Raw genomic sequence first — 24,225 nt, 5'->3', positions numbered from 1 at the left:
GCCGGAGCCGGGTTTTATGTTTAACCGATCACTGCATCCAGGGCGGAGGCGGTTCTTCGGCTTTGCTTGGTGGCGCATCATCCGCTGCCCGAGCAGCCTGGCGGCGGTCCTCGTCCAGACGCGCTGCTTCGATCTCGCGCAGCACGCTGCCAACGTCGGCAATGTCGTCCGGATCGGCAAATACGCCGGTCAGCACGGTGGCAGGCGAAAGCGTGCCAGCCTCGTAGTACGACCACATCTCCCTGGCGAAGCGAGTCTGCTTCAGTTCCGGCGCAAAGCGACCGAAGTAGGACGCCATGTTATTAACGTCGCGCTCCAGCATGCTGAACGCGTGGTTGTTGCCCGCTGCGTCGACCGCCTGAGGCAGATCGATAATGACCGGGCCATCCGGCGACAGCAGCACGTTGAACTCGGAAAGGTCACCGTGCACCAGACCGGTACACAACATCAGCACGATTTGCTGAATCAGGAACGCGTGATACTCGCGGGCCTGATCAGGTTCCATCGTGACGTCATTTAGACGGGGCGCCGCATCGCCGTATTCGTCAGAGACCATTTCCATCAACAATACGCCTTCAAGGAAGTCGTACGGCTTGGGCACTCTGACACCCGCATTGGCCAGCCGGAACAAGGCTGCCACTTCGGCGTTCTGCCAAGCGTCCTCAGTTTCCTTGCGACCGAACTTCGAGCCTTTCGCCATGGCGCGGGCCTGGCGACTGTTACGGACCTTACGGCCTTCCTGGTACTCCGCGGCCTGACGGAAACTGCGTTTGTTCGCCTCCTTGTAAACCTTCGCGCACCGTAGCTCTTTGCCACAGCGCACCACATAAACAGCTGCCTCTTTGCCGCTCATCAGCGGACGCAGCACCTCGTCTACCAGACCGTCTTCGATCAGGGGTTCAATGCGTTTTGGAGTCTTCATCAGCTTTTATTGTGGGTCCTTCGTTGCCAAACACGCGATTGTTGCTCGTTATACGGCAATCCTCTGCCAGCGAGTAGGGGGTTATGGAATGCAGTCATGGATTCAGTTGCAAACCATACGTTCCCTGAGTTCATCCAAGCACCTTTCATGCCGGGCTGCAGCTGGGACTCAGCCCCCTGAATCAAGGCCTTGACCCGCCAGGCGGACAGATCGACGAACGGCCCAACAGGTGAACGACAAAACTTTCAGTTTCTGAACAGTTCGCCAGGCGTGAAGCCAAACAACCCCTTGAATGCAGCAATGAATGCCGACGTGGAATCGTAACCACAATTGAGCGCGGTGCGCGTCACGCTTTCGCCCTCTTCCAAGGCATTGAGCGACGCCAACAGCCTCGCTCGCTGACGCCAGCCCCGGAAGCTCAGCCCCGTTTCGCGCTGGAACAGGCGCATCAGCGTTTTTTCCGACATGTTCAGGCGCGACGCCCACTCGGTCAGCGTGATGGCCTGCCCAGGGTCGTCCACCAGTTCATTGCACAGCGCAAGCAAACGGGCATGACGGGGCAACGGAAGGGAGAAGCCCACCTCTGGCAAACTCGCCAACTGATCGAGCAACACATTAACGAGGCGTGATTGGTGGCTGTCGTGCTCGGGGTAATCGGCAGGAAGCAGGCAGAACGTCTTGATCAGCTCACGGGCCAGCGGCGTGACCTCCAGCACCCTGCATCGATTCGGCGCCCACTGGGAATCTTGCGCACGCACGTACAGGCTGCGCATTTCCGCGCGCGTCGAGGTGACCACCTCATGATCCAGCCCGGCCGGAATCCAGACGCCCCACTGCGGCGGTGCGAAGAAGCTGCCTTGCTCGGTGTGTACGCCCAGCACGCCGCTGATCGCGTAGGAGAACTGCACCCAGTCGTGACGATGAGTCGGCGTCCAGGATCCGGCACTCAGGCTTTCGGCGCGGGCATAAAGCGGCCTGGGCAGATCCGCCAGCGCCGGGATGAGCCGCTGGGTGTCTGCGTTGCGTGCGGGGCGGTGTCCGTTGGTCGGCATGAGCAGGCCTTGTGTCGTGAAGCGGCAGTTTACGGTGCAGCGCAGAAGTACTGCCAGTCGCGCCTGCCTCAATCCCTGCAGCCGCGAAAACCGCCCGACATCATCACCGCTCGATAATGGCCGTGACGCCCTGCCCGCCTGCCGCACAAATCGAGATCAGGCCGCGTCCCTGCCCGGCCACACTCAGCAGCTTCGCAAGGTTGGCGACGATGCGTCCGCCGGTGGCTGCAAATGGATGCCCTGCCGCAAGCGAACTGCCTTTGACGTTGAGTTTGCTGCGATCGATCGAACCCAGTGGCGTGTCGAGGCCCAGCCGGGTCTTGCAGTAATCCGCATCCTCCCACGCCTTCAAGGTGCACAGCACCTGTGCCGCGAAGGCTTCATGGATTTCGTAATAATCGAAGTCCTGCAAGGTCAGCCCATTACGAGCCAGAAGCCTCGGCACCGCATACACCGGCGCCATCAGCAAACCTTCTTCACCGCGCACGAAGTCCACTGCCGCTGCCTCGCCGTCGCGCCAGTAGGCCAGGACCGGCAGGCCACGCTCGCGCGCCCAGTCTTCACTCGCCAACAGGACCAGTGAGGCGCCATCGGTCAGCGGCGTGGAGTTGCCAGCCGTCAACGTGCCCTTGGCGCTGCGCTCGTACGCAGGCTTGAGCGATGCGAGCTTTTCCAGGCTCGCGTCGACCCGCAGGTTGTTGTCGCGGGTCAGCCCCAGAAACGGAGTGATCAGATCGCTCTGCCAGCCTTCGGCATACGCGGCGGCCATCTTCTGATGACTCTCAAGCGCCAGTTGATCCTGCGCCTCACGGGGAATCTGCCAGGTCTGCGCCATCAGCTCGCAATGCTGCCCCATCGACAACCCCGTGCGCGGCTCGCCATTGCGCGGCAATTCCGGCTTGAGGTTATGCGGGCGCAACTGTGTCAGCGCCTTGAGCTTGTCGGCTGTGGTTTTGCTGCGATTGACCTGCAGCAGGATCTGCCGCAGGTCTTCGTTGACCCCGATTGGCGCATCAGAGGTGGTATCCACGCCTCCGGCGATGCCGCATTCGATTTGCCCCAGCGCAATTTTGTTGGCGACCAGCAAGGCCGCTTCAAGTCCGGTGCCGCAGGCTTGCTGGATGTCATACGCGGGCGTTTGAGGGGACAACCGCGAGCCCAGCACGCATTCGCGGGTCAGGTTGAAGTCCCGGGAATGCTTGAGTACCGCCCCGGCCGCGACTTCCCCCATGCGCAGGCCATGCAAGTTGAAGCGCTCGATCAGGCCCTCGAGCGCTGCGGTCAGCATGTCCTGATTGCTGGCGGTGGCGTACGCCCCGTTGGAGCGGGCAAACGGGATCCGATTCCCTCCGATGATGGCCACGCGGCGTATCTGACTCATTGAAATCTCCCTTTCTCGTGTGGGTTGCTCAACTGAAGAGCGTAGGACTTTCTGCAGGCGAGTGTGGTCCACTGCTTTGAACCCCGACTCAAGGAGAGTGTTCCATGGCATCTGATCGCTACATTGACTTCGCCAACTCGGACATCGGCCGCCGACTGGTCGGGGCGGTAGGTCTGCCTGCGCCCGCTCGCCTGGAGCGCTGGCAAGCGGGTCGTTTGCGCCCGGTTGAAGGCGCGCTGTTGTTGAGTAGCGGCCCCCTTGCCGAGCGCGTCAGCAGGTTTGCACCGCGCATGACGGATTTGTTGTTCAGTTTCGGCAGCGATGTCAGTGGCGCCCACCCCTGGACCGGTGAACAAGGCTCGAAGATCAAGGCCGTGGTGTTCGATGCCAGTCCGCTGTTGCACGCCCACCAACTGGGTCAGCTGCGGGAGTTCTTTCAGCCCGTGCTGCGCCATCTGGCCCCTAGCGCGCACGTCGTCATACTGGGGCGCGTCCCGGATTCACTGAGCGATCCGCTGGCCGCCAGCACGCAGCAAGCCATCGAGGGCTTCAGCCGCTCGCTGGCCAAGGAAATGCGCAACGGCGGCACGGTTCAGCTGTTGCAGGTCGAGGAATGTGCCGAGGAGCAACTCGAAGGCGCGCTACGATTCTTCCTTTCGCCGAAAAGTGCGTTCATTTCCGGGCAAGTGATTCGTCTGAGCGCGTGCGAAGCCCAGGTGCAGGACTGGAGTCGTCCGCTGGCCGGACGCAAGGCGCTGGTGACCGGTGCTGCCCGAGGGATCGGCGCCGCCATCGCCGAAACCCTTGCACGGGACGGCGCCGATATTGTGTTGCTGGATGTGCCGCAGGCCAAGGCCGACCTCGAGGCACTGGCCGCACGCTTGGGTGGTCAGGCTGTGGTGCTGGATATCTGCGCGCCCGATGCCGCGACACAGTTGATCGAACGTATTCCAGGCGGGCTCGACATCGTGGTCCACAACGCGGGCATCACGCGGGATAAAACCCTGGCCAACATGACGGCGGATTTTTGGGACTCGGTGCTGAACGTCAACCTCAATGCTCCGCAAGTCCTGACTCAAGCGTTGATCGATGCGGGCGCGCTGCATGACAACGGCAGCGTGATCCTGATGGCATCGATCAGCGGCCTGGCAGGCAATCGCGGGCAAACCAACTACACCACCAGCAAAGCTGGCCTGATCGGCCTGGCACGCGCATTGGCGCCGTCGCTGAAAGAACGTGGCATCAGCATTAACGCCGTCGCGCCGGGGTTCATCGAAACGAGCATGACCGCGCATATGCCGTTTGCCCTGCGTGAAGCGGGCCGTCGCATGAGCTCGCTGGGCCAGGGCGGCCTGCCTCAGGATGTCGCCGAGGCAGTGGCATGGTTGAGCCAGCCGGGCACAGGCTCGGTCAGCGGCCAGGTGCTGCGGGTCTGTGGACAAAGCGTCATGGGTGCCTGAGCCCTGTTTACTGGGCGGGGCTCAAGAGAATGAACACGGGAGAATTTCAATGAGTGCACATTGGCGTTATCTGGATGCTCCACCCGCGCTGCCCGGTTTGTTCATGCAGGCCGCTCTGCGGCGCAAGGTCAGTGGTACGCAACTGCCCGATCAGGGCTTGCGCTGCTGGGTGTCGGTCGATCCCGAGAAGGTCAATGCGTTCTCCAAAGTCTGCGGTTTTGTCCCCAGCAGCCTGTTACCGCCGACTTATCCCCATGTGCTCGCGTTTCCACTGCAAATGAAGCTGCTGACGGACAAGGATTTCCCCTTCCCGTTGTTGGGACTGGTGCACCTGCAAAACCGCATCAGCATTCGTCGCCCGCTGGGCAGCGTGATCAAGGCCCAGGTGAGCGTGCGCGTCGCCGACCTGAAGCCTCACGCCAAAGGTGCGACGTTCAGCCTGATTACCCAGATCGAGGACGCCTTGGGGCTGCTGTGGGAAGAACACAGCACCATGCTCTGTCGCGGTGTGCAGATTGAAGGCGAAGTGGAAGGCGCCTATGAGCCGGCGCCGTTGCCGATGACCGAACTGGCGACCTGGTACGCGCCGTCCGACATCGGTCGGCAGTACGCCAAGGTCAGCGGCGATTACAACCCCATTCACTTGAGCGATGCCAGCGCCAAACTGTTTGGTTTCCCCACGGCTATCGCCCACGGCCTGTGGATAAAAAGCCGAACGCTGGCTGCACTGGAAGACCACCTACCCGCGTCGAACGTGGACATTCGCGTGGAGTTTCAAAAGCCGGTGCGCTTACCGAGCGAATTGACGTTATCCGCCAGCGCGGCAGGTTCGCACGGGCAGTTGAAGGTCGAGGGCAAGGAAGGGATCGTGCACATGGTCGGGAGCTGGCAGCCCGCGTCGGAGTGAGAGGGTTATCTATGTAGGAGCGTGGCTTGTCCCGCGATCGGCGGGGAACCCGTCGCAAGTCCATACGCCTTGGCAGCGTCAGACAAGCCGCGTTTGCAGATTTCGCGACGGGTTCCCCGTCGATCGCGGGACAAGCCACGCTCCTACAGTTTCACATCAGCTCCACTTGCTTCAATCGCCCATCCCCCTGAAGCTACGCACCTTCAGGAGACCCGCACATGAACCTCGACGAACTCACCCAACGCCTGCATCGCATCCGCGACACCAACGACTGGCGCCAATTTCACAGCCCCAAGAACCTGGCGATGGCAGCCAGTGTGGAAATGGCCGAGTTGGTGGAAATCTTCCAGTGGAAAACCGAAGACCAGTCGCGTCAGTTGCCGGCTGAAGAGCTGGCGCATGCGGGCCAGGAAGTGGGCGATATCGTGCTGTACTTACTGCTGATGTGCAGCGAACTGGGCCTGGACATGAACGAAGTGGTGCGCGCCAAGCTGGCGGACAGCGAACGGCGGTTCAGCAAATGAGCGACCGGCATTTCGACCAGCTAGCGACGCGCTTCGCCGAGAAGATCTACGGCGGCGCAAAAGGCGCGATTCGTCTGGCGGTGTTGCAGGCGGACCTGAAAGAAAGCCTGCCGGATCGCCCCTTACGCGTGCTGGACATCGGCGCGGGCCTGGGTCACATGGCGCTGTGGCTGGCAGAGCGTGGCCATGACGTCACGCTGGCCGAACCTGCCGAGCCAATGCTTGAGGGCGCTCGCCAGCGCTTCGCCGAAGCGGGCCAGTCAGGCACGTTCATTCAGGCGCCGTGGCAGGACCTGCCCGGCCAGCTGACCGAGCCCTACGATCTGGTGCTCTGCCATGCCGTGCTGGAGTGGCTGGCCGAGCCGCACACGATCCTGCCTGCGCTGCATCAATTGACCAAAGCCGATGGCTGGTTGTCGCTGGCGTTTTACAACCGCGACGCACTCATCTACCGCAATCTGCTCAAAGGCCATTTCAAGAAAATGCGCCGAAATACCCTGGCCGGTGAAAAACAGAGCCTGACCCCGCAACAACCTCTTGATCCCCGCGAATTAGCGGCGCAACTTGAAGGTCAGTGGCGGGTCGAAACCCAGAGTGGCGTTCGTGTTTTCCACGATTACATGCCGGTGGAGTTTCAGGCGAAAGCCGAGCTCGCAGATTTACTGGAAATGGAGCTCGCGCATCGACGTCACCCAAGTTTTGCCGGACTGGGACGTTATCTGCACTGGATGTGCCGACCTGTTTGAGGCTATCTGCGGAGACCATCATGAAACGCCGCCTTGCTTTGCTTTCACTCTGCCTGGGACTCGCCGCGTGTCAGAGCCCCAACCCCTACAACGCCGTGTCCGCCGCGATCCCGCCTGCGCCGCCACAGGCGGCCAATGCGATCGACATGAGTGCCTATCCTGCCGCGCCGCGTGACTTCGGTCGCTACCGCAACTGGACCTGGCTCAACGGCCAGTTGCCGCCTGGCACTCAATGGGCTGACTCCGCACAAGTGGCGGAAGCTGTGAGCAACGGACTGGATCAGCGCGGTCTTCGCCCTTCGCAGAACCCCCAGGCCGCCGATCTGCGCGTCACCGCCGACACCCGGACGGAAACCCGTGTCCGGCAAGTCCGGGACGATTATTACGACCCGTATTACGGCGGCGCCGGTGTGGGGTATTACAACGGCTATCGCAATGGTTACGGCGGCTATGCCAGTGTGCCGATTGTCCGGACCTATCAAGAGCAAGTGGTGGTGGTGCGGATCAGCATGTTCGATGCTCGCAGCGGCCAGCCGGTGTGGAGCGCCAGTGCGGAAACCGGCAGTGGGGGCGATCAGTCGGATCGCGCCAAGGCGTTGCGCCAGGCCGTGCAGCACGCATTGACCGCCTATCCACCTTCCTGATCCTGATTCGTAGCCCGCTATTCGTAACCCGCTACGCAAACGTTAAGTGCATGCGCTGGAGAACCAACATGTTTCGCTGTATCGCTGTCGTGTGTGTTGCCTTGATGCTCGCCGCCTGCCAGACCGATCGGGTCAGTCGTGACTTCGACGCACAGCGCGATTTCGGCGGGTATCGAACCTGGGCCTGGAAAGAACCCGGCCTGCAATATCAACCGAACGACCCACGCATCAAGAGTGACTTGACCGAACAACGCATTCGCCAGTCGGTGAGCGAGCAACTCGATCAACGAGGTCTGCGCATGGCCGCACCGGGGGCAAAAGCTGACCTGCAGGTGCAAGCCTGGCTGATCGTTGAAAACCGCCAACAGATGGTCACCACCAACTACGGTGGTGGCGGCTATTGGGGCAACCCATGGGGCGGTTACTGGGGCGGCCCGATCGGCACCGAGACGCGCAATGTGGATTACAAAGTCTCAACCCTGCAGATCGACATGCTCGACGGTATGGACGGCAAGCTGGTGTGGCGGGGCAGCACCGAGCAGGTCGTGAGCGATAACAACGCCAACCCGGCAGCGCGCGAGCTGGCGCTGCGTCAGACCGTGCAAAAGATTCTGCAGCAGTATCCGCCTCATTGATCGATGCGTGACCGCCACCTTGGCGTGCTGGTCCACCCTGTCCCCTGTGGGAGCGAATTTATTCGCGAACGATCTTCCAGGCGATACAGAGGTGTCGAATGTACCGACGTCTCGCGAATGAATTCGCTCCCACGGGAGCCCGCACGCGATTCAGCCTTTGCGCCGTCATCGCTGCCCAAACGCCATCATTCACTCAGCACATTCGCGAAGCGCCAACTACACTCCCCTGCATCTCGGGTGAGTAGCGACGGCGTTGCCGAAGGAGTGCTGATGTCTCCCCTGATGTCCCCCTGCGCCCGCCGGGATCGGCAGCGAGGTGCCATAGGATTGTTGGCAGCCCTGACGATGGCCCTGGCCTTGCTTTGCACCCTGGTGGTGGTCGACAGCGGTCGGCTCTACATGGAAAAACGTTCCCTGCAGCGCATCGCCGACATGGCAGCGCTGGAAGCGGCGAGCCTCAACGGCAACTGTGCGGGCGCCAGCACGGCGAACAGCTACGCGACCCAAAGCGCCACGCGCAACGGCTTCACCGTCACGGACAACACCCGCACCCTGACCACACGCTGCGGCGTCCTCTCCACCGGCGCCGACAGCCGCCGCAGCTTTGTAGTGGACGCCACGAAAGCCGACGCCATTCAGGTCATCGTCAGCCACACCGTCGCGCGCAGCATCGCGGCGGGCATTGGGGCCATGTTCGATACCAACCCGACGCCGCCGGATATTCAACTGACCGCCGTGGCCGTGGCGACGCCACCGTTGCCGCCGTTGGCGCAGTTGACGATTCAGACGACGCTGGCAACCATCGATAGCTCACGCGGAGCACTGTTGAACGCGCTCTGGGGCCAGTTGCTGGGGGGTACGTTGAACATCAGTGCCGTTGGTTACCAGGGCCTGGCCGACGCCAACGTCAATCTGCTGAAGTACCTTGATCAACTGGCGATCGACATCAACGCAAAGGCTGGCGATTACACAAGCTTGTTGAGCAGTGACATCAAGATTTCCCAGCTTTTGACCACCAGCGCGAAGATGCTGCCACAAGCGAGCTCGGCAGTGCAGGCAGCCATCAGCGGACTGAATGTCGTGGCGGGCAATGCGACGGTAAAACTGCAGGACCTGATCAGTCTGCAAACAGGGGCACCTGCCGCCGCGCTAAATACCAACCTCAATCTTTTCAATCTGGCCCAAGGACTGGTTCAGGCGGCCAACAGCAACAATGGGCTTGCTGCGAATCTGAACCTTAATCTCGGTGTGGCCAGCGTGACAGCCAAGGTGAAAGTCATTGAGCCGCCGCAGTTATCGGCCATTGGTGATCCTAGCAAGATCCCTCAAAGCATTGCCGTGCGCACAGCCCAGATCCGAACAATGATCAGTGTGGACCTAGGCCCGATCAGCAATGCGCTTAAATCGCTGTTCGGGTTCAACCCTCTCATTTCGGTGGGCGTGGCATCGTCGCTGGACGTGAGCATCGAAGTTGCCGCCGCACAAACGCAGGTCACGGGCTACAGCTGCGCCAGTGATGCAACGAAATCTCTCACAGCGCTGACAACCACATCTGCGGCTATCGTCAAGGCAGGGAAAATCAATAGTGCGGCGTGGTCGTCAAACGTGACCGGACTGGGTGTTACGCCCCTTCCCTTGCTTGATCTGACGCTGCTCGGCTTCCACAGCGGCATCACGTTAAGCATCGACACCCCTGTCGGCCAGTCAACGCAGAGCGGCGTCTACAACGTGCCGAATGAAATCGGCGCCATCCCTAACCCGGTGTTGTCTTATTCCAGCCGAAACCTTATTGGCAACTTGCAGAACAGCAACATTGTCGTGTCATTGACCGGTCCACTGCTTTCCACCATCGGTGCTTTGCTGGGCGGGGTGATCAGTGGCATTACCACTCAGATTACAAACCTGCTGTCGCCCCTACTCGACCCGTTGCTGAATCAAGTCCTGGATCTTCTGGGCATCAGCGTCGCCAACGTCAACGTCGGCGCCAACCTGAGCTGTCATCCCGCTCAGGCGGTGTTGGTGATCTGAGATCGAATCGGTAGGCCCGATTGCTCACGATGACAGTGGGGCAGCGAGATCAGCGGTGAATGACACTGCGCATTCGCGGCCGTCGTAACCTCCGACTGCTCCTACACAGTCTGCGTCAGGCCGCCAATGCCGTACACGCCGCAGAGCGTCAGCAAGCACAAGGCAGATCCGAAGCCATCGCGGGCAAGCGCGCTCCTGCGGGCTCCGGCGAGAATCAAAAGCGAGTGTTAAGCCCTATTCCCGCACAATCGGCAATGCAATCCGGAAGCACGCGCCTTCGCTTGAGTTGCTGACACTCAAGCGCCCGCCCATCTGCTCGACGATGCCGTAGCTCACCGACAAACCGAGCCCTGTGCCGACCCCCACCGGTTTGGTGGTGAAGAACGGTTCGAAGATACGCTCCAGCAAACGCGGATCAATACCGCCGCCGTTGTCCCCGACAACGAGCCAGATCGTCTGCTCATCCTGCTCCACATGCAGGGCGATCCAGGGTTCGAAATCGTGATTCTTTTCACGCTTGGAGAGCAACGCATCGCGCGCGTTGACCATCAGGTTGATCAGCACCTGTTCAAGCTGATCCACATGACCGCGCACCTGAACGCGCGCCCCGGGCTCGTCAATTTTCAGCTCCACGCCCTTGCCCTTCATGCCTTCGCTCAGCATGTTGAGGGTGCCGTCCACGGCGTCGATCGGGTCGAACAGTTGCTGCTCGATTTCCGAACGCCTGCCGAACACGCGCATGTGGTTGACCACCCTCGCGGCGCGCTGCACCTGAGTGTCGATACGGTTGAGCTTGTCTGTCAGGTAGTCGACTTCCACATCACCGTTGCTCAGGCGCTTGAGCACGTTCACCACCGCCATGCGCATGACGTTGAGGGGCTGGTTGATTTCATGCGCCAGCCCCGTCGCCATCTCACCAAGGGTCGCCATTTTCGCGCTCTGGTTGAGCTGCATTCGCGTACGACGAATTTCCGTATTGTCACGCCCGACGGCCTGAATCTCGATCAATTTGCCGGCGTCATCGAACACCCCGCGATCCGCCCAGATCCACCAGGCATGTTCACGCCCCGGCAGTTCCAGGCAAATCTCCGCGGTGGTCGTCGGCGACTCCGGTGTCAGTTCATCGATGCGCCGTAAGAACGCCTCTTTCTGTTCCGCCGAGAACCATTCGCCCAGATCGATGCCGGGCAGTTCGGCAGGCGTGCACTCCAGATAATCCGCCAAGGGCCGGTTACCGAAGTTCAGCCTCAGATCCGGTGTGTAGCGGCAAATCATCGCGGGTGAGTCTTCGACCAGAATCCGGTAACGCTCTTCGCTTTCGCGCACGCGTTCGGTGGCTTGGGTCGCCTCGGTGACATCCAGCCAGAGCCCGACCGCTTCCACCGGCATCCCGAGGTCGTCGCGCAGAAGCCGGGCTTCGTCCAGCAGCCAGTGGTATTCGCCCTTCTTGTCCCGCAATCGGTAACGGCAACTGACCACGCCTTCGCGCAGCAACTGACGGGTGCGCTGAAACCAGATATCGCGGTCCTCGGGATGAATGTACTGGGTGAGCTGGCCGTCGCTGCACTCGGCCAGGGTCCAGCCCAAAAGTGGCGCGAGGCTGGCGCTGAAGAACGTTGGCTCCAGGGCGCCTCGATCGTACTCCAGCACGTAGATCACGGCCGGCGAACTGGCGATCAGGTTATCGAGCCGGGCATGCGCCGCGGCTGCCTGTGTTTCCTGATTCTTTATATCGCTCACGTCGAGCATGAAACCCAGCACCCGCCGTGCCTGCCCGCTGACCAGCACTTGCCCTTGAATACGCAACCAGACAGACGCCTCGCCGGGGTCGTCCTGCCGCAGCCTGACGCACGACAACATCGGTGCGCCCTGGTCGCGCAGCAGGCTCAGCCGGCTCTCCAGCTCGTGGCGGTCGGCGGGGTGAATCAGTTGCAGCCACTCTTCGAGCGGTAATACATCGCTCGTCTCCGGCAAGCCGAGGGTCCGCGCCAGTTGCGGCGCCAACTGCACCTCTTCGCTGTCGGGGAGCAATTCCCACCAACCGGTGCCCAGCAGGTCCTGCAGCACAGCCAGCCGCTCCAGTTGATGCCGATGGGCCTGATCGGCGTGCCGATACAGGATCGGCCCCGCGAGCGCCGAACACAGGTTCATCCACTCGCGCTCACCCAGATCAGGCACCTGCTGCGCCGCGTCATAGAACCCGAACAACAGCCATGCCTTGACCGAGCCTTCCTTGTGATGCGGCAACAGAAACCCTTGGGCGTTGCCAAACGCGCTTTGCAGGTGAACCAGAGGGGTAGGCACGCCAAAGTCGATCTGATGGGTAACCGTGCCGCTCAGCGAATCCAGGTCAGTGCCCAGTCGCTGGCTGTCCTGCCACAGCTGCGGCGCCGTGTGCGCGTTGTAATGCGCATAAACGCGCCATCCCACACCGCCAGGCTCGGGAAGCACCAAGGCCAGGCAAGGTACCCGATAACTCTGGGCGAGCTCTTCAAGTTGATCCGCCGTCACCGATTGCAAGCGCTCAACATGGCAACCCCGAACCTTCTCCGCCATATGCCCGGCAAGCCGCAGGCACTGTTGACGGCTCTGTGCGACGTTGGCCTCTTCCATGAGGTCGCCGATGTCAAGCAACTGCAACAACCAGCTGCTGCCCTGTGCCTGCACCCATCCACGGGTGTGCAGTACGTTGCCGTTGGGCCGTTTGAAATCAAGATCAAGCATATGCCCCAGCCACTCTCGGGGCACACCTTCGACCACCAGTGCGCTGCTGGGCATCAGGTACGCGAGCAGTCGTTGCGCCGGCATCCCGGCAGCCGCCAGCGCCAATGCCCCGCGCAACGATTTGCTAATGCTGGTGACGCGACCCTCTTCGTCCAGCTGCATGTGCCAGTCGGCACTGGCCTGAGTGGGCTCGATCACAACGGTTTCACGCTCCGGAGGCGCATCGGCGCGACCGAGCCAGCGATTGAGGATTTCGTTTTTAAGGGGCAAGTTGCAGGCTCGCTTCAGCAGAAAGGTAGGTCGGCAGATTCGGCACGTCGCCAATCCCGGGCAGCGTCAGGACCGGCAAAATTTGGGTCAGCTTGGTTTTCGGGTAGTTAATGAGCACCTGCAGCAACTTGCCGTCGAAGGACACCGTGGTGTCCGAGGCAACGTTGAACGACGGTATCCAGCTCAGTTGAGTGGACAGCGCGGCTTTGGCCTGATTGAGCACCTGCGTCTGGTAGTTGGCGGCGCTCGGGCTGATGGCTACGCTCTGGCGAACCGCTTCGGCGGCCGCATTGTTGAAGGATTGCATCATCAAAAGCGGCAGGCTGTAGGTCACCAGACCATAGAAAACGGCGAAAAAAACGACGAACACCAAGGCAAACTCGATGGCCGCGGCGCCTTTTTGTTTATGGGGGGAAAAATTGCGGGGAATCCTTCGCATGCCGACGTCTGCCCTGACAGTGCTACCTTGCATGGAGCATAGATTCTTTCCAAAAAACAGGACGTTTTTTAGCCCATGAATTTACTTTTCCTGCTGCTGTGGTTTGCCGTCTGTGCCGATCAGGACGCCCGAGGCAGAAAGGTTTCCAACGCATTGACGTTCGGCGGCACGCTGTTTTTCCTGACGTATCTGCTGATTAACGGCAACAGTTGGCTCGGCGCCCCGGCACCGGATGCGTGGTGGGCGTTACTGCTGACCCTGGTCATGACGCTGCCGGGTTATGCCTTGAACAGGCTCGGCGCGGGTGATGTGAAACTTCTGGTTGCATTGGCGCTGGGCAGCGATTACGTGTACCTGCTGGGGACGTTCATCGGGGCCGGAGTGGCCGCCGCAGCTTGGCTGATGCTGCGTCAAAAATGCTGGCGCCATGTGAGTCAACGGGTTAGAAACCGCTACCTTCACCTCGCACCGCAAGCGTCAAACAAACAGCCTTTCGTGCCGTTTCTGCTCATCGGTTTCGTGGCGACGGCGCTCCTGATCCGCTAGTCGAATTGCCATCTCACTCTATGTACATAGTCAGAAAGTGCGACTAGGTTTAGTCCTACGCCCGGACAGTGATCGTCCTACAGTGGCATGCCGTGAGGGACCTCTATGGCGCCGGGCCCGTTCAAAAGCAGTCGCAGGGAGTCGCGAGTGAACAAGTATTCAGCCGTAAAGGTGTTGGTGGTCGACGATCAGCCCCTTATCGTCGATGAGATCACTGAATTTCTGGAAGGCAGCGGCTACCGCTGCGTGCCCTGTTATTCGAGCCGTGAGGCACTGGAAAGATTCCGCGATGACAGCGCCATTGCCATCGTGCTGTCTGATCTGGACATGCCCGGTATGAACGGCATCGAACTGGTCGAAGCCATGAGGGTGGTGGCCGGGAAGAAACGCATCTTCGAATCCATCATGCTCACCGGTCGCGCCGAGAAACAGGACGTGATCAAGGCATTGCGTGCCGGAATCGCCGATTACTATCAGAAACCCGTGGACCTCAACGAGATGCTCGAAGGCGTGCAACGCCAGGAAGCGGCACTCGAGGAACGGGTTAAAAACGTTCAGCACCTGGGCCATCTCAACGACAAACTGCAGTTTCTGGCGGCGTCCATCGACGACCTCTGCCAAGACCTGGACAAGTCACGGCAACTCTCTCAGCCAGGCATGGGCGACAGTGACGTCGACTTCGAGATGCCCGCCATCTTCGAACAACTGTCCCCGCGCCAGCTGGAGGTTGCCAAGCTGGTGAGCAAAGGCCAGACCAACTATCAGATCGCCTGCGAACTGGGCATCACGGAAAACACCGTGAAGCTGTATGTGTCTCAGGTCCTGCGCCTGACCCATATGCACAATCGCACCCAACTGGCGCTGGCCCTTTCACCGAACAATGCCACGGCACGGGGGCGTGTGACGGCGCATTGAGGCCGTGATGCCCATCGCCTCATGGGCTTCAGATTTTGGCCGAAGGGGGTGGGGTCTAGCTTGCTGGCGAATGCGGTGGGTCAGCAGCATCAACGGTGAATGACACACCGCGTTCGCTGCCCTCGTAACCTCGGACGTCTCCTACAGGGTTCGCGGCGTTCCAAAGACTTGAGCATGACGCCGATACTGTAGGAGCCGGCTTGCTGGCGAATGCGGTGGGTCAGCCGCATTGATGCTGAATGACACACCGCATTCGCTGCCCTCGTAACCTCGGACGTCTCCTACAGGGTTCCCGGCGTTCCGGATATCCGTGGCCGACGACAAGCACCCAGCCGTGCGGCGTGCGCTTCAATTACTCCCCGAACCGCCCCCCGACACACTGCCGCCCATCTTCTGCTCGTAAAAGTCCGGGATGGGGTGCTGATAGCTGTTGAGCCAGCGTTGCATGCTCAGATCGCGCTCGATGGGGCTTGAGGGTTGCGGTACGGGCGACGCTGCCTTGCCGCTGGCTTGCAGTTGCAACCAGGCTTCGGTCTGCTTCTGGCTTGGTGAGGAAGGCCCCGGTTCGATGGCCGCCGCGCTCCCCGTGACGAACACCACACAGAACCCGATCAAAAAACGGATGGTCATGGTTGTCTCCCTGCAATGACGGCCGGATCACCGACGGCGGCGACTTTGTTGGTCTTGAGCGGCGAACCGCCCGACGCGTTCTTGAGTTTTTCGGCGCGGGCTTGCGCATCGTTGACCTGACCCGGAGTAAGCCCGGTCCGCGACACCAGCTCCGCTGCCTGGGTCCAGTCATCCTGATAGATCAACAACGTCACCATGTTCAGCGCGGCCAGCGTGTCGGACTGCTTGAGTTCGATCGCGGTCAGAAACTGGAACCGAGCCTGGTCGAGCTTCAGCTGATTGAGGTACACCACGCCGAGGTCATTGCGGATTTTCTCGTCGGTGGGCGACAGCTTCACGGCGGCCTGCAAGTGCATCAACGCTTGGCCGTTATCCCCGCGCGCCGCCGACAACTGACCCAGCCCATGCTCGCCTTCGGCTGCCCGACAGGTGCCGAGCAAACTCTTGTACAGCGGCTCCGCCTGGTTGCTGCCCAGCAGGCGCAACACACGCGCCTTGCGCAGCCGAACTTCGGGCAGCGTCGGCGGCAGGCTTTCCAGGTTCGCCAGGCTGGCGTGCAGGCGGCCTTCGTCGGCCATGTCCTGGGCCATGTTCAACGCCAGCTCCTGATCCGAGGTTGGCTTGGCGCAACGGCTGCTCGTGGCCTGAGCCAGCCAGGGCGCGCTGCCATCCGTGGCGCACCCGCTGAGCAGGACCAGTCCCAATACGGCGATAACTGCTTTCATGCGATCTCCCTAATGCGAACCCAATGCCTTGCCAATGGCGATAAAACCCGGCCCGGCCAACACGATCAGTAATGCCGGAAACAAAAACACCATCATCACGACCGACATTTTTGCCGACAGCTTGGAGATGTATTCCTGCAGGCGTGTCAGGCGACGGTCATCGATCAGTTGCTTGAGCGCGAGCAGCGACTTCATCGCCCCGCCGCCCTGATGAATCAATTGATTGAGAATGACGCAGGTGTCACTGAACTCATCGACCGCCAGCACCGACGCGACCTTGGTCAGTTCGTCACCCAGTTCAAGCCCCGAATCGATCCGCACCAGCATCACGCGCAGCTCCGAAGAGAGAACCGGCAAGAGTTTGCTGCCCTCGGAACTCAGCACGCGCAGTGCCTGCTCCACGGCCATGCCGGACTCGAACAGGATTCGCAGCAGCGGGATGAAAGTACCGATCTCGGCGACCGTCCGCTTTTGTCGACGGGCAGCCGCGGCCGCGAGTACTCGTTTGGGTGCGAGGTAGCCAAGACCGACCGCAAACAGGGGCGCCATGACCGGGTATTCCACGTCGCTGAAAAACAGCGTTTGAATCAGCATCACCACGCACACTGCGACGATGGGCACACCGACCTGACAGGCGGCGAACAAGGAGCGCTGACTCGCGCGGCGCCAGCCTATCCGGTTGAGGAGGATCTGCGTCTCACTGTCCAGGCTGACGGAGCGCTGGCCGAACCGGCTGTCACCCAACAGGCGCAGAAGGCTGCCGACCCGACTGTCACGCGCGACTTCGCCATGCAGGCGAGACATGATCTGACGCGCGTTACGACGCTGACGCGCCAAGGACAGCATCAAAAAGAATCCAGCCGCTGCGAACAGAAGGGCGCTGAGCATCAAGGCCATCTCAAATACTCCTCAACATGCGCCACAACACCAAACAGCCCAACGTCTGCATGGCGAACGCGACCATCAGCATTTTTTGCCCGGAGTCGTCAGCCCACATGTGCAGCAGGTAGGCCGGGTTCACAATCAGAAAATACGCAACCATGCCCAATGGCAGCAGGGCCAGGACCACAGCGGTCATTCGCGTTTCGCCGGTCAGCGCGCGTAATTGACGAGCGCCCTGCTCCCGCTCCCGGATCACACGGATCAGGTTCTCCAGCAGTTCGCTGGCGTTGCCGCCATAGCGGTGGTTGACCCTCAGTCCCAGTGCAAACAACCGGAACTCGTCGCGCTCATACAGCTCGGCAAAATCCTGTACTGCATCTGGCAACGTCACACCCAGCTGCACGTTGCGTTTGATCCGAGACATGGCTTCGTTCAACGGATAGACCGCTGCATCAATGCTGTTCAGCACCGCGTCGCCCAGGGTCCGCCCGGACTTCAAGCTGCGCACGGTGTGGTCAAGCAGTTGTGGCAATTGCTCGATCATGCGACTCACGCGCCGCTGGTAGCGAAAGCTCACGTAGAACCGCAGCAAGATCACCGGAAGCAGAATCCCAAGCGCCAGCCCGAACCCGTCGTACACCAGGTATCCCACGAGCATCGACAGTCCCCAGACCGTCATCGCCAACGGCAACCGCTCGGTTGGTTTTCCAAGACCTGCCCGCAAGAACGCCCGCTCAATGCGATCCGCTCCAGGCTTGGTGGTCGCAGCCACAGGTTGGTCAACCGCCAGCCGCGCCATGATGCGTTCATTGGCACCCTTGTTCAGCCCGCGATAGAAAAGGTACAGCGAGGCCGCCATCAACAGCATGAAAATCAGTCCGAGGACGATGGCTCCCTTCACCTTGAATCTCCCTTTTTCATGGGTTAACCCGCTCCGTGGCCTAGTAATCGAGCTGGCGCAGTTTGTCGCCAGCCGGATTGATCGCCTCGCGCAGAAAGCCGAAACCGGTGCGACGATCCAGACGGAACAGCGTGTTGGTGACGTACACGTCATCGCGCGTGCCTACCACTTCCACCACCTCGCTGACACAACGCCGACCGTCAGGCATGCGCGTCAGCTGGATGATCACGTCCAGCGCGGCGCAGATCATTTGCCGCAGCGTTTTCTCGGCAATTTGCCGGCCGGTCAGGCCCACCAGCGTTTCAAGGCGCAGTAACGCGTCTTGCGCGTTGTTGGCGTGGACGGTGCTCATGGAGCCGTCGTGCCCGGTGTTCATGGCGGTCATGACATCGAGCACTTCGACACCCCGGATTTCACCCAGGATGATGCGATCGGGCCGCATCCGCAGGGCGTTGCGAATCAGGTCGCTGGCACGGACTTCGCCGTGGCCTTCGGCATTGGGCGGTCGGGTTTCCAGCCGCACCACGTGCGGGTGCCCGAGCTGCAGTTCAGCGACGTCTTCGATGGTGACCAACCGCTGTTGGGTATGAATCATCTGGCTCAGAACGTTGAGCATGGTGGTCTTTCCGGTGCCGGTGCCGCCGCTGATCAGGATGTTGCAGCGTTTGCTCACCGCGTTTTCCAGGAAGTCATAAATCGACTGATCGATGGTCTGCATCGCGACCAGATCCGAGCTTTTGAGCATGTCCTTGCGAAACTTCCGGATCGACAGGCAAGGGCCGTCCAGGGCAATCGGCGGGATGATCGCGTTGACCCGGCTGCCATCAGGCAGCCGCGCATCCACCATTGGCGAAGACTCGTCCAGACGCCGCCCCAGTGGCGCAAGGATCCGCTGAATCACTCGCTCCACATGATGGGCGTCGATGAAGCGCAGGTCCGAGTGATGCAACACACCTTCGCGCTCGATGAACACTTTGTTCGGGCCGTTTACCAGGATTTCCGTGACCGAGTTGTCGCGCAGCAGTACTTCAAGGGGCCCGAACCCGGTCAGTTCGTCGACCAGTTCTTCGGCCAGACGCTCCATCTCGTACCGGGAAATCGCCAGACGCAACCGAGCCACATACTCGGCGACCTTGTCGGTCACGAACTGCGCCAGCGCAGGGCGTGTGCCCTCCAGCAGGTTGCGTCCACTCTCCTCGATGGCGTCGATGATGTAGCGGTGCAAGACCAGTTTCAGGCCTTGCCCGTCCCCGCCGCTTTCCGCAGGACGGGCTGAAACGCCGAAGAGCTTTTCGCCTTTCATTTATTCGTCCTCAACAGTCGGCCGAGCCAACCGTCGCGGGACTTTCCCGGTGCGTCGGATTGACTCGCCAGGCGTTCTCCCAAACCGCGTAAACCACTGGTCAGGGATTCCCGCGGCGACAGTTCAAACAACGACAGGCCTTGATTTTTGGCGTTCAGCCGTAACTCCGGACTCAGCGGCAGCACGCCCAGCGCGGGCAGGCCGAAGGTCTTTTCCAGCGTCTCGGCATTGGGGGTGACCTGTCGCAGGTATTTGTCCACCAATAAGCCGGCTTGCTGGAGCTTCAGGCCCTTATCGCGCCATAGGTTGAGGATCGCCAGGTTGCGCCGGCACTCGATGACGTTCTGGTCGACGTACCAGAGCAACTGATCACAATGCGCCACAAAGGTACGCAGCGATTCACTGTCCGGTTGCCCCACCAGGTTCACCACCACGTGCTGAAAATGCTGACGCAGGGCACTGAGCAACATGTACAACTCGGCTGCGCTGGTGTGCTCGAGCGACATATCGTCGTCAGCGGAAGCCAGGATGCGCAATTGACTGGCGTGAACGGTGAACGCGCTGTCGATCAGCGTCGAATCGAGCCTGCGCAAGTGCCGCAGGGCATCACCGAAATTGAACGACGATTGAAGGCTCAGCATCGCCAGGCTGTCGCCGCGCGGCATGCCGAGGTCCAGCAGCAAGGTGCGCTGCCCTTTCTGCTGCGCGACGAGCGCCAGGTGCGCCGACACCAGGGCACCGTCACCGTCGCACTGGGCGCCGTAAATCACGGTCAGGCCACCCATATTAGGGTTCGGCGCTACGGCCGGCAGGCGTTTGCTGAGGCGCCGCACCAGCCCGGCCACTTCACTGGAGCGTGAGCCATAGGCGACGAAATCCCGCGCACCGGCCCGCATCGCGTTGAGCACCAACTGGTTGTCCATGCCGTCGCCCAAGGCAACGATGGCCAGCATCGGTTTGGCCTCCAGCGCACCTTCGATCAACGCGCTCTGGTTCATCAAATGCTCGCGATCCAGCCCCACGAACACCACGCTGGCGAAGGTCACGTCCACCAGGGCGAGCAGTTCGTCGAGGCTACCGGTTCCTGCGCTCACCACTTGGCCCAAGGGCGCCAGCGCGCCTTGCAGCCATTCGAGGTCGGTGGTGTTGCGCGTGATGGCCAGAAAGGTCTGGCTGAGGTTGGGTCCTTGGCTCATTGCGATAACCCGCTACGGCGGTCGAAACTGCCGTTCTCGAGGAAGTACATTTTCAGGAAGCTAGGATCGTAGTTACGCAGCCCTTCACCCGGCAGCGACGGCAACGGCGCATTGGCCGCCAGCGGCTGGACCAGGTGCGGGGTGACGATCATCAACAGCTCACGCTCGTCGCGATTGATCTGAGAGCTGCGAAACAGCGCGCCGAGAATCGGGATGTCGCCCAGACCGGGAAACTTGTCCACCGAGGCAATGTTGCTGGTGTTGATCAGGCCGCTGATCACGAAGCTCTCACCATCGGCAAGCGAGACGCTGGTATCGGTGCGGCGCACGTTCAGCGCGGGCACGGTGGTACCGGCGATGGTCACGCCGGCCGTGAAGTCCAGCTCACTGACCTCGGGGGCAACTTTCAAGGTGATGCGATTGCGGCCTACCACCGTAGGCGTCAGGGTCAGGCGCACGCCGTATTCCTTGTACTCGATGGAAATGCCGTTGCCTTCACCGTTGGGCACGGGCACCGGAAATTCGCCACCGGCCAGAAAGCTCGCACTCTGCCCGCTCAGCGCCACCAGGCTTGGACGCGCCAGGGTGTAGGCAAAACCGCTATTCTCCATGGCGTTGAGCATGCCCAGTACCTTGCTGCTTCCGCCGCCCCAGACGATATTGAAACTGTTGTTGTTCAATGGGATCAGAGGGCGACCTTTGATAATCGCGCCGGACGGGCCCGCGACGCTATCTGGTGTACCAATAGGCCTTGGAACGCCTGGTACCGTTCCTGGCGTCACTCCAATTCCGCCAACAGTACCGGGGGCTCCGAACAAAAAGTTGTTCGAGCCTTTGCCAAAGATCGACGTGCTGGCCTCTTTCAACTTGGTACGGCTGACTTCGACGAAACGAATGTCGGTCTGCACCTGACTCGGCAACAGCGGGTCTTCAGAGGGTGGAATCAGCGTGTCGGTCATCGCTGTCTTTGCCGTGCCCCGCACAAACACCATGCTTTGCCGAGGCGAGGAAGAGCATGCGGTCCAGACCATCAGGCTGGTGGTGCCAGGCCCGACGCCGGTCAACAGATACCCGCTGCTGTCACCGTCATTGACATGCACGTCAGCGATCTTCGGGTCTCCCACGGCAAGCCGCGTGATCGCGACCGGCGAGCGAATGTCCTGCTGCACGCCTTGGCCGATCTCCATCGCCGCCGGCATGGCGGATAACCCGGCACAACCTGCCGGTGCTGCGACCACAGCTCCCTGATACAGACACCCTGCTGAAAAAGCCAATACGACACGGTTCAACATCGGCCTAAAACACTTGCTCATGAATGTGCTGTCCTTGCTCGATCAGGGGGTTTGCTGCGCCGTCTGATTGCCACGGATGACCTCGATTGACCTCGGCTTGCGAGGCTCTCCGCTGCCAACCTGGACGCTGCGTGCAGCGCCCATGCTCAGTTGATTGAAGTGGGTGACATTGCGACTTACCGTGTCCTGCTCAAGGGCGATGTCGCTGTCGCCGGCCCAGTAACGTTCCAGGTTCTTTTCTTCGGCACTGCGCACGGCGAGCCTGAGCGGTCCGGCCTGAGAGGCCAGCATCAAGCGGCTGAGCAGTTTTTCCGGAACCGCCACGACCACGCTGCGCGCGTTTGCCTTGAGTTTCTGTTGTTGGGCTCGCTCGTCGCGGCTGATGCCCTGCTCTTGCTGCCCCTGATTGACCGGCCCCATGAGCGCCCCGACACTGAGCACCCGCAACGCCGGGACCACGGTCTGCGCACTGCGATCGGGATTGGTTTGATCAGATGGTAAATAAAGGAGCACATCGACGTAGTCACCGGGGCTCAACTGCCCGCCTGCGCCGATGATCTCGTCGATGGACAAGGCCAGTGCCCGCTCGCCAGGGCGAATCATCCGCGCCAGGCTGCCGCCTGCTTCGAAGCTGCTGTCGGTCAGCCAGGTGCCGGCCGCCAATGGACGCCAGGACATCCGGCCGATGGCCTCTTCAGGCGAGCTGAAGCTTCCGGCAGGCGCGACTTTCAAACGCTCGACGATCAGGTCGTCAGCCTTGATGGGTTCATAGGCGGGAATGTCTTTGGCGAGCACCAGCACCGGCTGACGGGTTGGATCTTCCACCGGTTTTTCAACGCCGGGAGGCGGTGCTGCGATTGTGTCGGTTTGCACAACGGGTGCTTGAGCAACCGGCGCAGGCTGGCGACTCAGCACCAATCCCCAGTACCCGGCAAACAGCGCCCCCAGCAAAAACAACACAGCGAGCCCCATTGTGACGCGACTGCTCATGACGGCCCTCCCTTGCCCGATTACACCTTCGAAACGTTACGAGACAACCTCTGATTCAGTTGGCTGTGAACATTCATCCCTTCGCCATTTGAAGGTAGTCGAGGTCATCCAAAACGCCATCACTTGCGGGAAATTTCACATCACGGCATCCGTTCGAGGGGCTAAGGCCACCCAGCAGCGGGAAGCTAATACTTTCTGACTAATGCTTTCTTGTGATTGTAGGTTCGGGAATTGGGGTCAATGCTGTGTTCACGAAGGATTGATAACGCTGTATGCGTGCAGTAGCGCCGCGAAGCGCTGAGGAGAAGTCAGATGTTCCTGGTGAAAATCGGTAGGTGCATAAAGAAGTTTCTTAAACAGGAAGACGGTGCATCGGCAATTGAATACGTGATAATTGTTGCGATGGTCGCGCTAGTCGTCGTGGGGCTTTCGCCTGGTGTTGGGACTGCAGTTACAACTGCCTTCGGTAAAATTACGACGGCCTTGACGCCTTCCACAACAACATCTGGTGGGACTGGTGGTGGTACTAGCGGTGGTGCTTGAGTCGGCAGCGAATAGGCCGCGAACAACATGACCATAATCAGGGAAGGTATCTATGGCCGCTTCGCCGCCACGCCAACAACTTCTACTCGTTGACGACGAGGAGGACGCTAACGAAGAACTCGCCGAACTGCTCGAAGGCGAGGGCTTCTGCTGCTTCACCGCGCCGTCCGTGAGGACGGCCTTGAAGCTGCTGACCGAGCACCCTGACATCGCGTTAGTGATCACTGATCTGCGCATGCCTGAAGAAAGCGGCATCTCGCTGATCAAGCGCCTTCGCGAGCACACGTCACGCCAGCACCTGCCGGTGATCGTCACATCGGGCCACGCCGACATGGAGGATGTCAGCGATTTGCTACGCCTGCAGGTGCTGGACCTTTTCCGCAAGCCCATCTATCACGTCCGCCTGCTGGAAACCCTCAACAACCTGTTTCCAGAGCCCAAGGTGTATCAGGTCGGAAACTGACTCCGAAGCACTCAATTCCCTGTGTGAGCCGGCTTGCTGGCCAGCGCGCTGGATCAGCGACATCAATGTTGAATGATCCACCGCGTTCGCTGCCGTCGTAACCTCCG

Annotated in this window: 24 protein-coding genes; 11 read left to right on the top strand and 13 right to left on the bottom strand. The window is 60.8% G+C overall.

Going from position 1 to position 24,225, the window contains the following annotated elements; genetic code table 11:
* Positions 1-28 precede the first annotated feature (28 nt).
* From BLS87_RS08645 to BLS87_RS08635, 3 genes are all read right to left on the bottom strand, one after another.
* Complete coding sequence (locus tag BLS87_RS08645) at positions 29-922, bottom strand: PA4780 family RIO1-like protein kinase (protein WP_074752057.1); 894 nt, start codon at positions 920-922, stop codon at positions 29-31.
* Between the two features lie 245 nt (positions 923-1,167).
* Complete coding sequence (locus BLS87_RS08640; protein ID WP_074752055.1) at positions 1,168-1,974, bottom strand: AraC family transcriptional regulator; 807 nt, start codon at positions 1,972-1,974, stop codon at positions 1,168-1,170.
* Between the two features lie 103 nt (positions 1,975-2,077).
* Positions 2,078-3,355: an acetyl-CoA C-acetyltransferase gene (locus tag BLS87_RS08635; RefSeq protein WP_074752053.1), complete on the bottom strand. Its 1,278-nt coding sequence runs from the start codon at positions 3,353-3,355 to the stop codon at positions 2,078-2,080.
* A 104-nt stretch (positions 3,356-3,459) separates the two neighbouring features.
* Here BLS87_RS08635 and BLS87_RS08630 point away from each other — a divergent pair, with 104 nt between their 5' ends.
* The 7 genes from BLS87_RS08630 (at position 3,460) to BLS87_RS08600 (ending at position 10,299) form a co-directional block, all read left to right on the top strand.
* Positions 3,460-4,815: a 3-oxoacyl-ACP reductase gene (locus tag BLS87_RS08630; protein ID WP_074752051.1), complete on the top strand. Its 1,356-nt coding sequence runs from the start codon at positions 3,460-3,462 to the stop codon at positions 4,813-4,815.
* A gap of 49 nt (positions 4,816-4,864) precedes the next feature.
* Positions 4,865-5,722, top strand: a complete 858-nt coding sequence (locus tag BLS87_RS08625) for a MaoC family dehydratase (protein ID WP_074752049.1) — start codon at positions 4,865-4,867, stop codon at positions 5,720-5,722.
* A gap of 218 nt (positions 5,723-5,940) precedes the next feature.
* Positions 5,941-6,246 carry a nucleotide pyrophosphohydrolase gene (locus tag BLS87_RS08620; RefSeq protein WP_074752047.1) on the top strand — a complete coding sequence of 102 codons (306 nt, stop codon included), beginning with the start codon at positions 5,941-5,943 and terminating at the stop codon, positions 6,244-6,246.
* Entirely contained in the window at positions 6,243-6,992 is a 750-nt protein-coding gene (locus tag BLS87_RS08615) for a methyltransferase domain-containing protein (protein ID WP_074752045.1), read from the top strand. Before BLS87_RS08620 ends, BLS87_RS08615 begins: the two co-directional genes overlap by 4 nt.
* A 20-nt stretch (positions 6,993-7,012) precedes the next feature.
* Positions 7,013-7,636, top strand: a complete 624-nt coding sequence (locus BLS87_RS08610) for a DUF4136 domain-containing protein (protein ID WP_074752043.1) — start codon at positions 7,013-7,015, stop codon at positions 7,634-7,636.
* A 68-nt stretch (positions 7,637-7,704) separates the two neighbouring features.
* Complete coding sequence (locus BLS87_RS08605; protein ID WP_074752041.1) at positions 7,705-8,271, top strand: DUF4136 domain-containing protein; 567 nt, start codon at positions 7,705-7,707, stop codon at positions 8,269-8,271.
* Positions 8,272-8,541: 270 nt separating this feature from the next.
* Positions 8,542-10,299, top strand: a complete 1,758-nt coding sequence (locus BLS87_RS08600) for a pilus assembly protein TadG-related protein (protein WP_167362042.1) — start codon at positions 8,542-8,544, stop codon at positions 10,297-10,299.
* A gap of 234 nt (positions 10,300-10,533) precedes the next feature.
* Here BLS87_RS08600 and BLS87_RS08595 read toward each other — a convergent pair whose 3' ends face one another.
* Positions 10,534-13,293, bottom strand: coding sequence for a PAS domain-containing sensor histidine kinase (locus BLS87_RS08595; protein WP_074752039.1), 2,760 nt, complete (start codon positions 13,291-13,293; stop codon positions 10,534-10,536).
* Entirely contained in the window at positions 13,283-13,732 is a 450-nt protein-coding gene (locus BLS87_RS08590) for a TadE/TadG family type IV pilus assembly protein (protein WP_074752180.1), read from the bottom strand. The genes BLS87_RS08595 and BLS87_RS08590 overlap by 11 nt, the downstream gene beginning before the upstream one ends.
* A 75-nt stretch (positions 13,733-13,807) precedes the next feature.
* On the opposite strand from BLS87_RS08590, the gene BLS87_RS08585 reads away from it, so the two are divergent.
* A complete protein-coding gene (locus BLS87_RS08585) occupies positions 13,808-14,278 on the top strand; it encodes a prepilin peptidase (RefSeq protein ID WP_074752037.1) in 471 nt (156 codons plus the stop codon).
* Positions 14,279-14,425: 147 nt separating this feature from the next.
* A complete protein-coding gene (locus BLS87_RS08580) occupies positions 14,426-15,193 on the top strand; it encodes a response regulator transcription factor (protein ID WP_074752179.1) in 768 nt (255 codons plus the stop codon).
* Positions 15,194-15,541: 348 nt separating this feature from the next.
* Here BLS87_RS08580 and BLS87_RS08575 read toward each other — a convergent pair whose 3' ends face one another.
* From BLS87_RS08575 to cpaB, 8 genes are read right to left on the bottom strand one after another with little or no spacing between them, the layout of a single operon-like run.
* A complete protein-coding gene (locus BLS87_RS08575; protein WP_074752035.1) occupies positions 15,542-15,823 on the bottom strand; it encodes a DUF3613 domain-containing protein in 282 nt (93 codons plus the stop codon).
* Positions 15,820-16,548 carry a tetratricopeptide repeat protein gene (locus tag BLS87_RS08570; protein ID WP_074752033.1) on the bottom strand — a complete coding sequence of 243 codons (729 nt, stop codon included), beginning with the start codon at positions 16,546-16,548 and terminating at the stop codon, positions 15,820-15,822. Before BLS87_RS08570 ends, BLS87_RS08575 begins: the two co-directional genes overlap by 4 nt.
* 9 nt (positions 16,549-16,557) lie before the next feature.
* On the bottom strand, positions 16,558-17,445 hold the full coding sequence (locus tag BLS87_RS08565; protein WP_074752031.1) for a type II secretion system F family protein: 888 nt from the start codon (positions 17,443-17,445) through the stop codon (positions 16,558-16,560).
* 1 nt (position 17,446) lies between these two features.
* Positions 17,447-18,331 carry a type II secretion system F family protein gene (locus BLS87_RS08560; protein ID WP_143024335.1) on the bottom strand — a complete coding sequence of 295 codons (885 nt, stop codon included), beginning with the start codon at positions 18,329-18,331 and terminating at the stop codon, positions 17,447-17,449.
* A gap of 40 nt (positions 18,332-18,371) precedes the next feature.
* Positions 18,372-19,634 carry a TadA family conjugal transfer-associated ATPase gene (locus BLS87_RS08555; protein WP_074752029.1) on the bottom strand — a complete coding sequence of 421 codons (1,263 nt, stop codon included), beginning with the start codon at positions 19,632-19,634 and terminating at the stop codon, positions 18,372-18,374.
* Complete coding sequence (locus BLS87_RS08550) at positions 19,631-20,830, bottom strand: CpaE/TadZ family protein (protein ID WP_074752027.1); 1,200 nt, start codon at positions 20,828-20,830, stop codon at positions 19,631-19,633. The genes BLS87_RS08555 and BLS87_RS08550 overlap by 4 nt, the downstream gene beginning before the upstream one ends.
* Positions 20,827-22,122 (bottom strand): type II and III secretion system protein family protein, encoded by a 1,296-nt coding sequence (locus BLS87_RS08545; RefSeq protein ID WP_074752025.1) that lies wholly within the window; start codon positions 22,120-22,122, stop codon positions 20,827-20,829. The genes BLS87_RS08550 and BLS87_RS08545 overlap by 4 nt, the downstream gene beginning before the upstream one ends.
* A gap of 42 nt (positions 22,123-22,164) precedes the next feature.
* Positions 22,165-23,112 (bottom strand): Flp pilus assembly protein CpaB, encoded by a 948-nt coding sequence (gene cpaB, locus BLS87_RS08540; RefSeq protein ID WP_074752023.1) that lies wholly within the window; start codon positions 23,110-23,112, stop codon positions 22,165-22,167.
* 312 nt (positions 23,113-23,424) lie between these two features.
* On the opposite strand from cpaB, the gene BLS87_RS08535 reads away from it, so the two are divergent.
* A complete protein-coding gene (locus BLS87_RS08535; RefSeq protein ID WP_074752021.1) occupies positions 23,425-23,655 on the top strand; it encodes a Flp family type IVb pilin in 231 nt (76 codons plus the stop codon).
* A gap of 52 nt (positions 23,656-23,707) precedes the next feature.
* Positions 23,708-24,118: a response regulator gene (locus tag BLS87_RS08530; protein WP_074752019.1), complete on the top strand. Its 411-nt coding sequence runs from the start codon at positions 23,708-23,710 to the stop codon at positions 24,116-24,118.
* The last annotated feature ends 107 nt before the right edge of the window (positions 24,119-24,225 follow it).

Origin of the sequence: Pseudomonas abietaniphila (genome assembly GCF_900100795.1) — a bacterium.
GTDB classification, from domain to species: Bacteria; Pseudomonadota; Gammaproteobacteria; order Pseudomonadales; family Pseudomonadaceae; genus Aquipseudomonas; species Aquipseudomonas abietaniphila.
This window is presented reverse-complemented; position numbering and strand designations above follow the sequence as displayed.

Excerpts from the sequence above, each read along its gene's own strand:
- BLS87_RS08570 (WP_074752033.1), bottom strand. The coding sequence starts at position 16,548 with ATGAAAGCAGTTATCGCCGTATTGGGACTGGTCCTGCTCAGCGGGTGC.
- BLS87_RS08555 (WP_074752029.1), bottom strand. The coding sequence starts at position 19,634 with ATGAAAGGCGAAAAGCTCTTCGGCGTTTCAGCCCGTCCTGCGGAAAGC.
- BLS87_RS08535 (WP_074752021.1), top strand. The coding sequence starts at position 23,425 with ATGTTCCTGGTGAAAATCGGTAGGTGCATAAAGAAGTTTCTTAAACAG.
- BLS87_RS08625 (WP_074752049.1), top strand. The coding sequence starts at position 4,865 with ATGAGTGCACATTGGCGTTATCTGGATGCTCCACCCGCGCTGCCCGGT.
- BLS87_RS08635 (WP_074752053.1), bottom strand. The coding sequence starts at position 3,355 with ATGAGTCAGATACGCCGCGTGGCCATCATCGGAGGGAATCGGATCCCG.
- BLS87_RS08550 (WP_074752027.1), bottom strand. The coding sequence starts at position 20,830 with ATGAGCCAAGGACCCAACCTCAGCCAGACCTTTCTGGCCATCACGCGC.
- BLS87_RS08575 (WP_074752035.1), bottom strand. The coding sequence starts at position 15,823 with ATGACCATCCGTTTTTTGATCGGGTTCTGTGTGGTGTTCGTCACGGGG.
- BLS87_RS08545 (WP_074752025.1), bottom strand. The coding sequence starts at position 22,122 with ATGTTGAACCGTGTCGTATTGGCTTTTTCAGCAGGGTGTCTGTATCAG.
- BLS87_RS08615 (WP_074752045.1), top strand. The coding sequence starts at position 6,243 with ATGAGCGACCGGCATTTCGACCAGCTAGCGACGCGCTTCGCCGAGAAG.
- BLS87_RS08630 (WP_074752051.1), top strand. The coding sequence starts at position 3,460 with ATGGCATCTGATCGCTACATTGACTTCGCCAACTCGGACATCGGCCGC.
- BLS87_RS08585 (WP_074752037.1), top strand. The coding sequence starts at position 13,808 with ATGAATTTACTTTTCCTGCTGCTGTGGTTTGCCGTCTGTGCCGATCAG.
- BLS87_RS08590 (WP_074752180.1), bottom strand. The coding sequence starts at position 13,732 with ATGCGAAGGATTCCCCGCAATTTTTCCCCCCATAAACAAAAAGGCGCC.
- BLS87_RS08600 (WP_167362042.1), top strand. The coding sequence starts at position 8,542 with ATGTCTCCCCTGATGTCCCCCTGCGCCCGCCGGGATCGGCAGCGAGGT.
- cpaB (WP_074752023.1), bottom strand. The coding sequence starts at position 23,112 with ATGAGCAGTCGCGTCACAATGGGGCTCGCTGTGTTGTTTTTGCTGGGG.
- BLS87_RS08640 (WP_074752055.1), bottom strand. The coding sequence starts at position 1,974 with ATGCCGACCAACGGACACCGCCCCGCACGCAACGCAGACACCCAGCGG.
- BLS87_RS08565 (WP_074752031.1), bottom strand. The coding sequence starts at position 17,445 with ATGGCCTTGATGCTCAGCGCCCTTCTGTTCGCAGCGGCTGGATTCTTT.
- BLS87_RS08610 (WP_074752043.1), top strand. The coding sequence starts at position 7,013 with ATGAAACGCCGCCTTGCTTTGCTTTCACTCTGCCTGGGACTCGCCGCG.
- BLS87_RS08605 (WP_074752041.1), top strand. The coding sequence starts at position 7,705 with ATGTTTCGCTGTATCGCTGTCGTGTGTGTTGCCTTGATGCTCGCCGCC.
- BLS87_RS08530 (WP_074752019.1), top strand. The coding sequence starts at position 23,708 with ATGGCCGCTTCGCCGCCACGCCAACAACTTCTACTCGTTGACGACGAG.
- BLS87_RS08620 (WP_074752047.1), top strand. The coding sequence starts at position 5,941 with ATGAACCTCGACGAACTCACCCAACGCCTGCATCGCATCCGCGACACC.
- BLS87_RS08645 (WP_074752057.1), bottom strand. The coding sequence starts at position 922 with ATGAAGACTCCAAAACGCATTGAACCCCTGATCGAAGACGGTCTGGTA.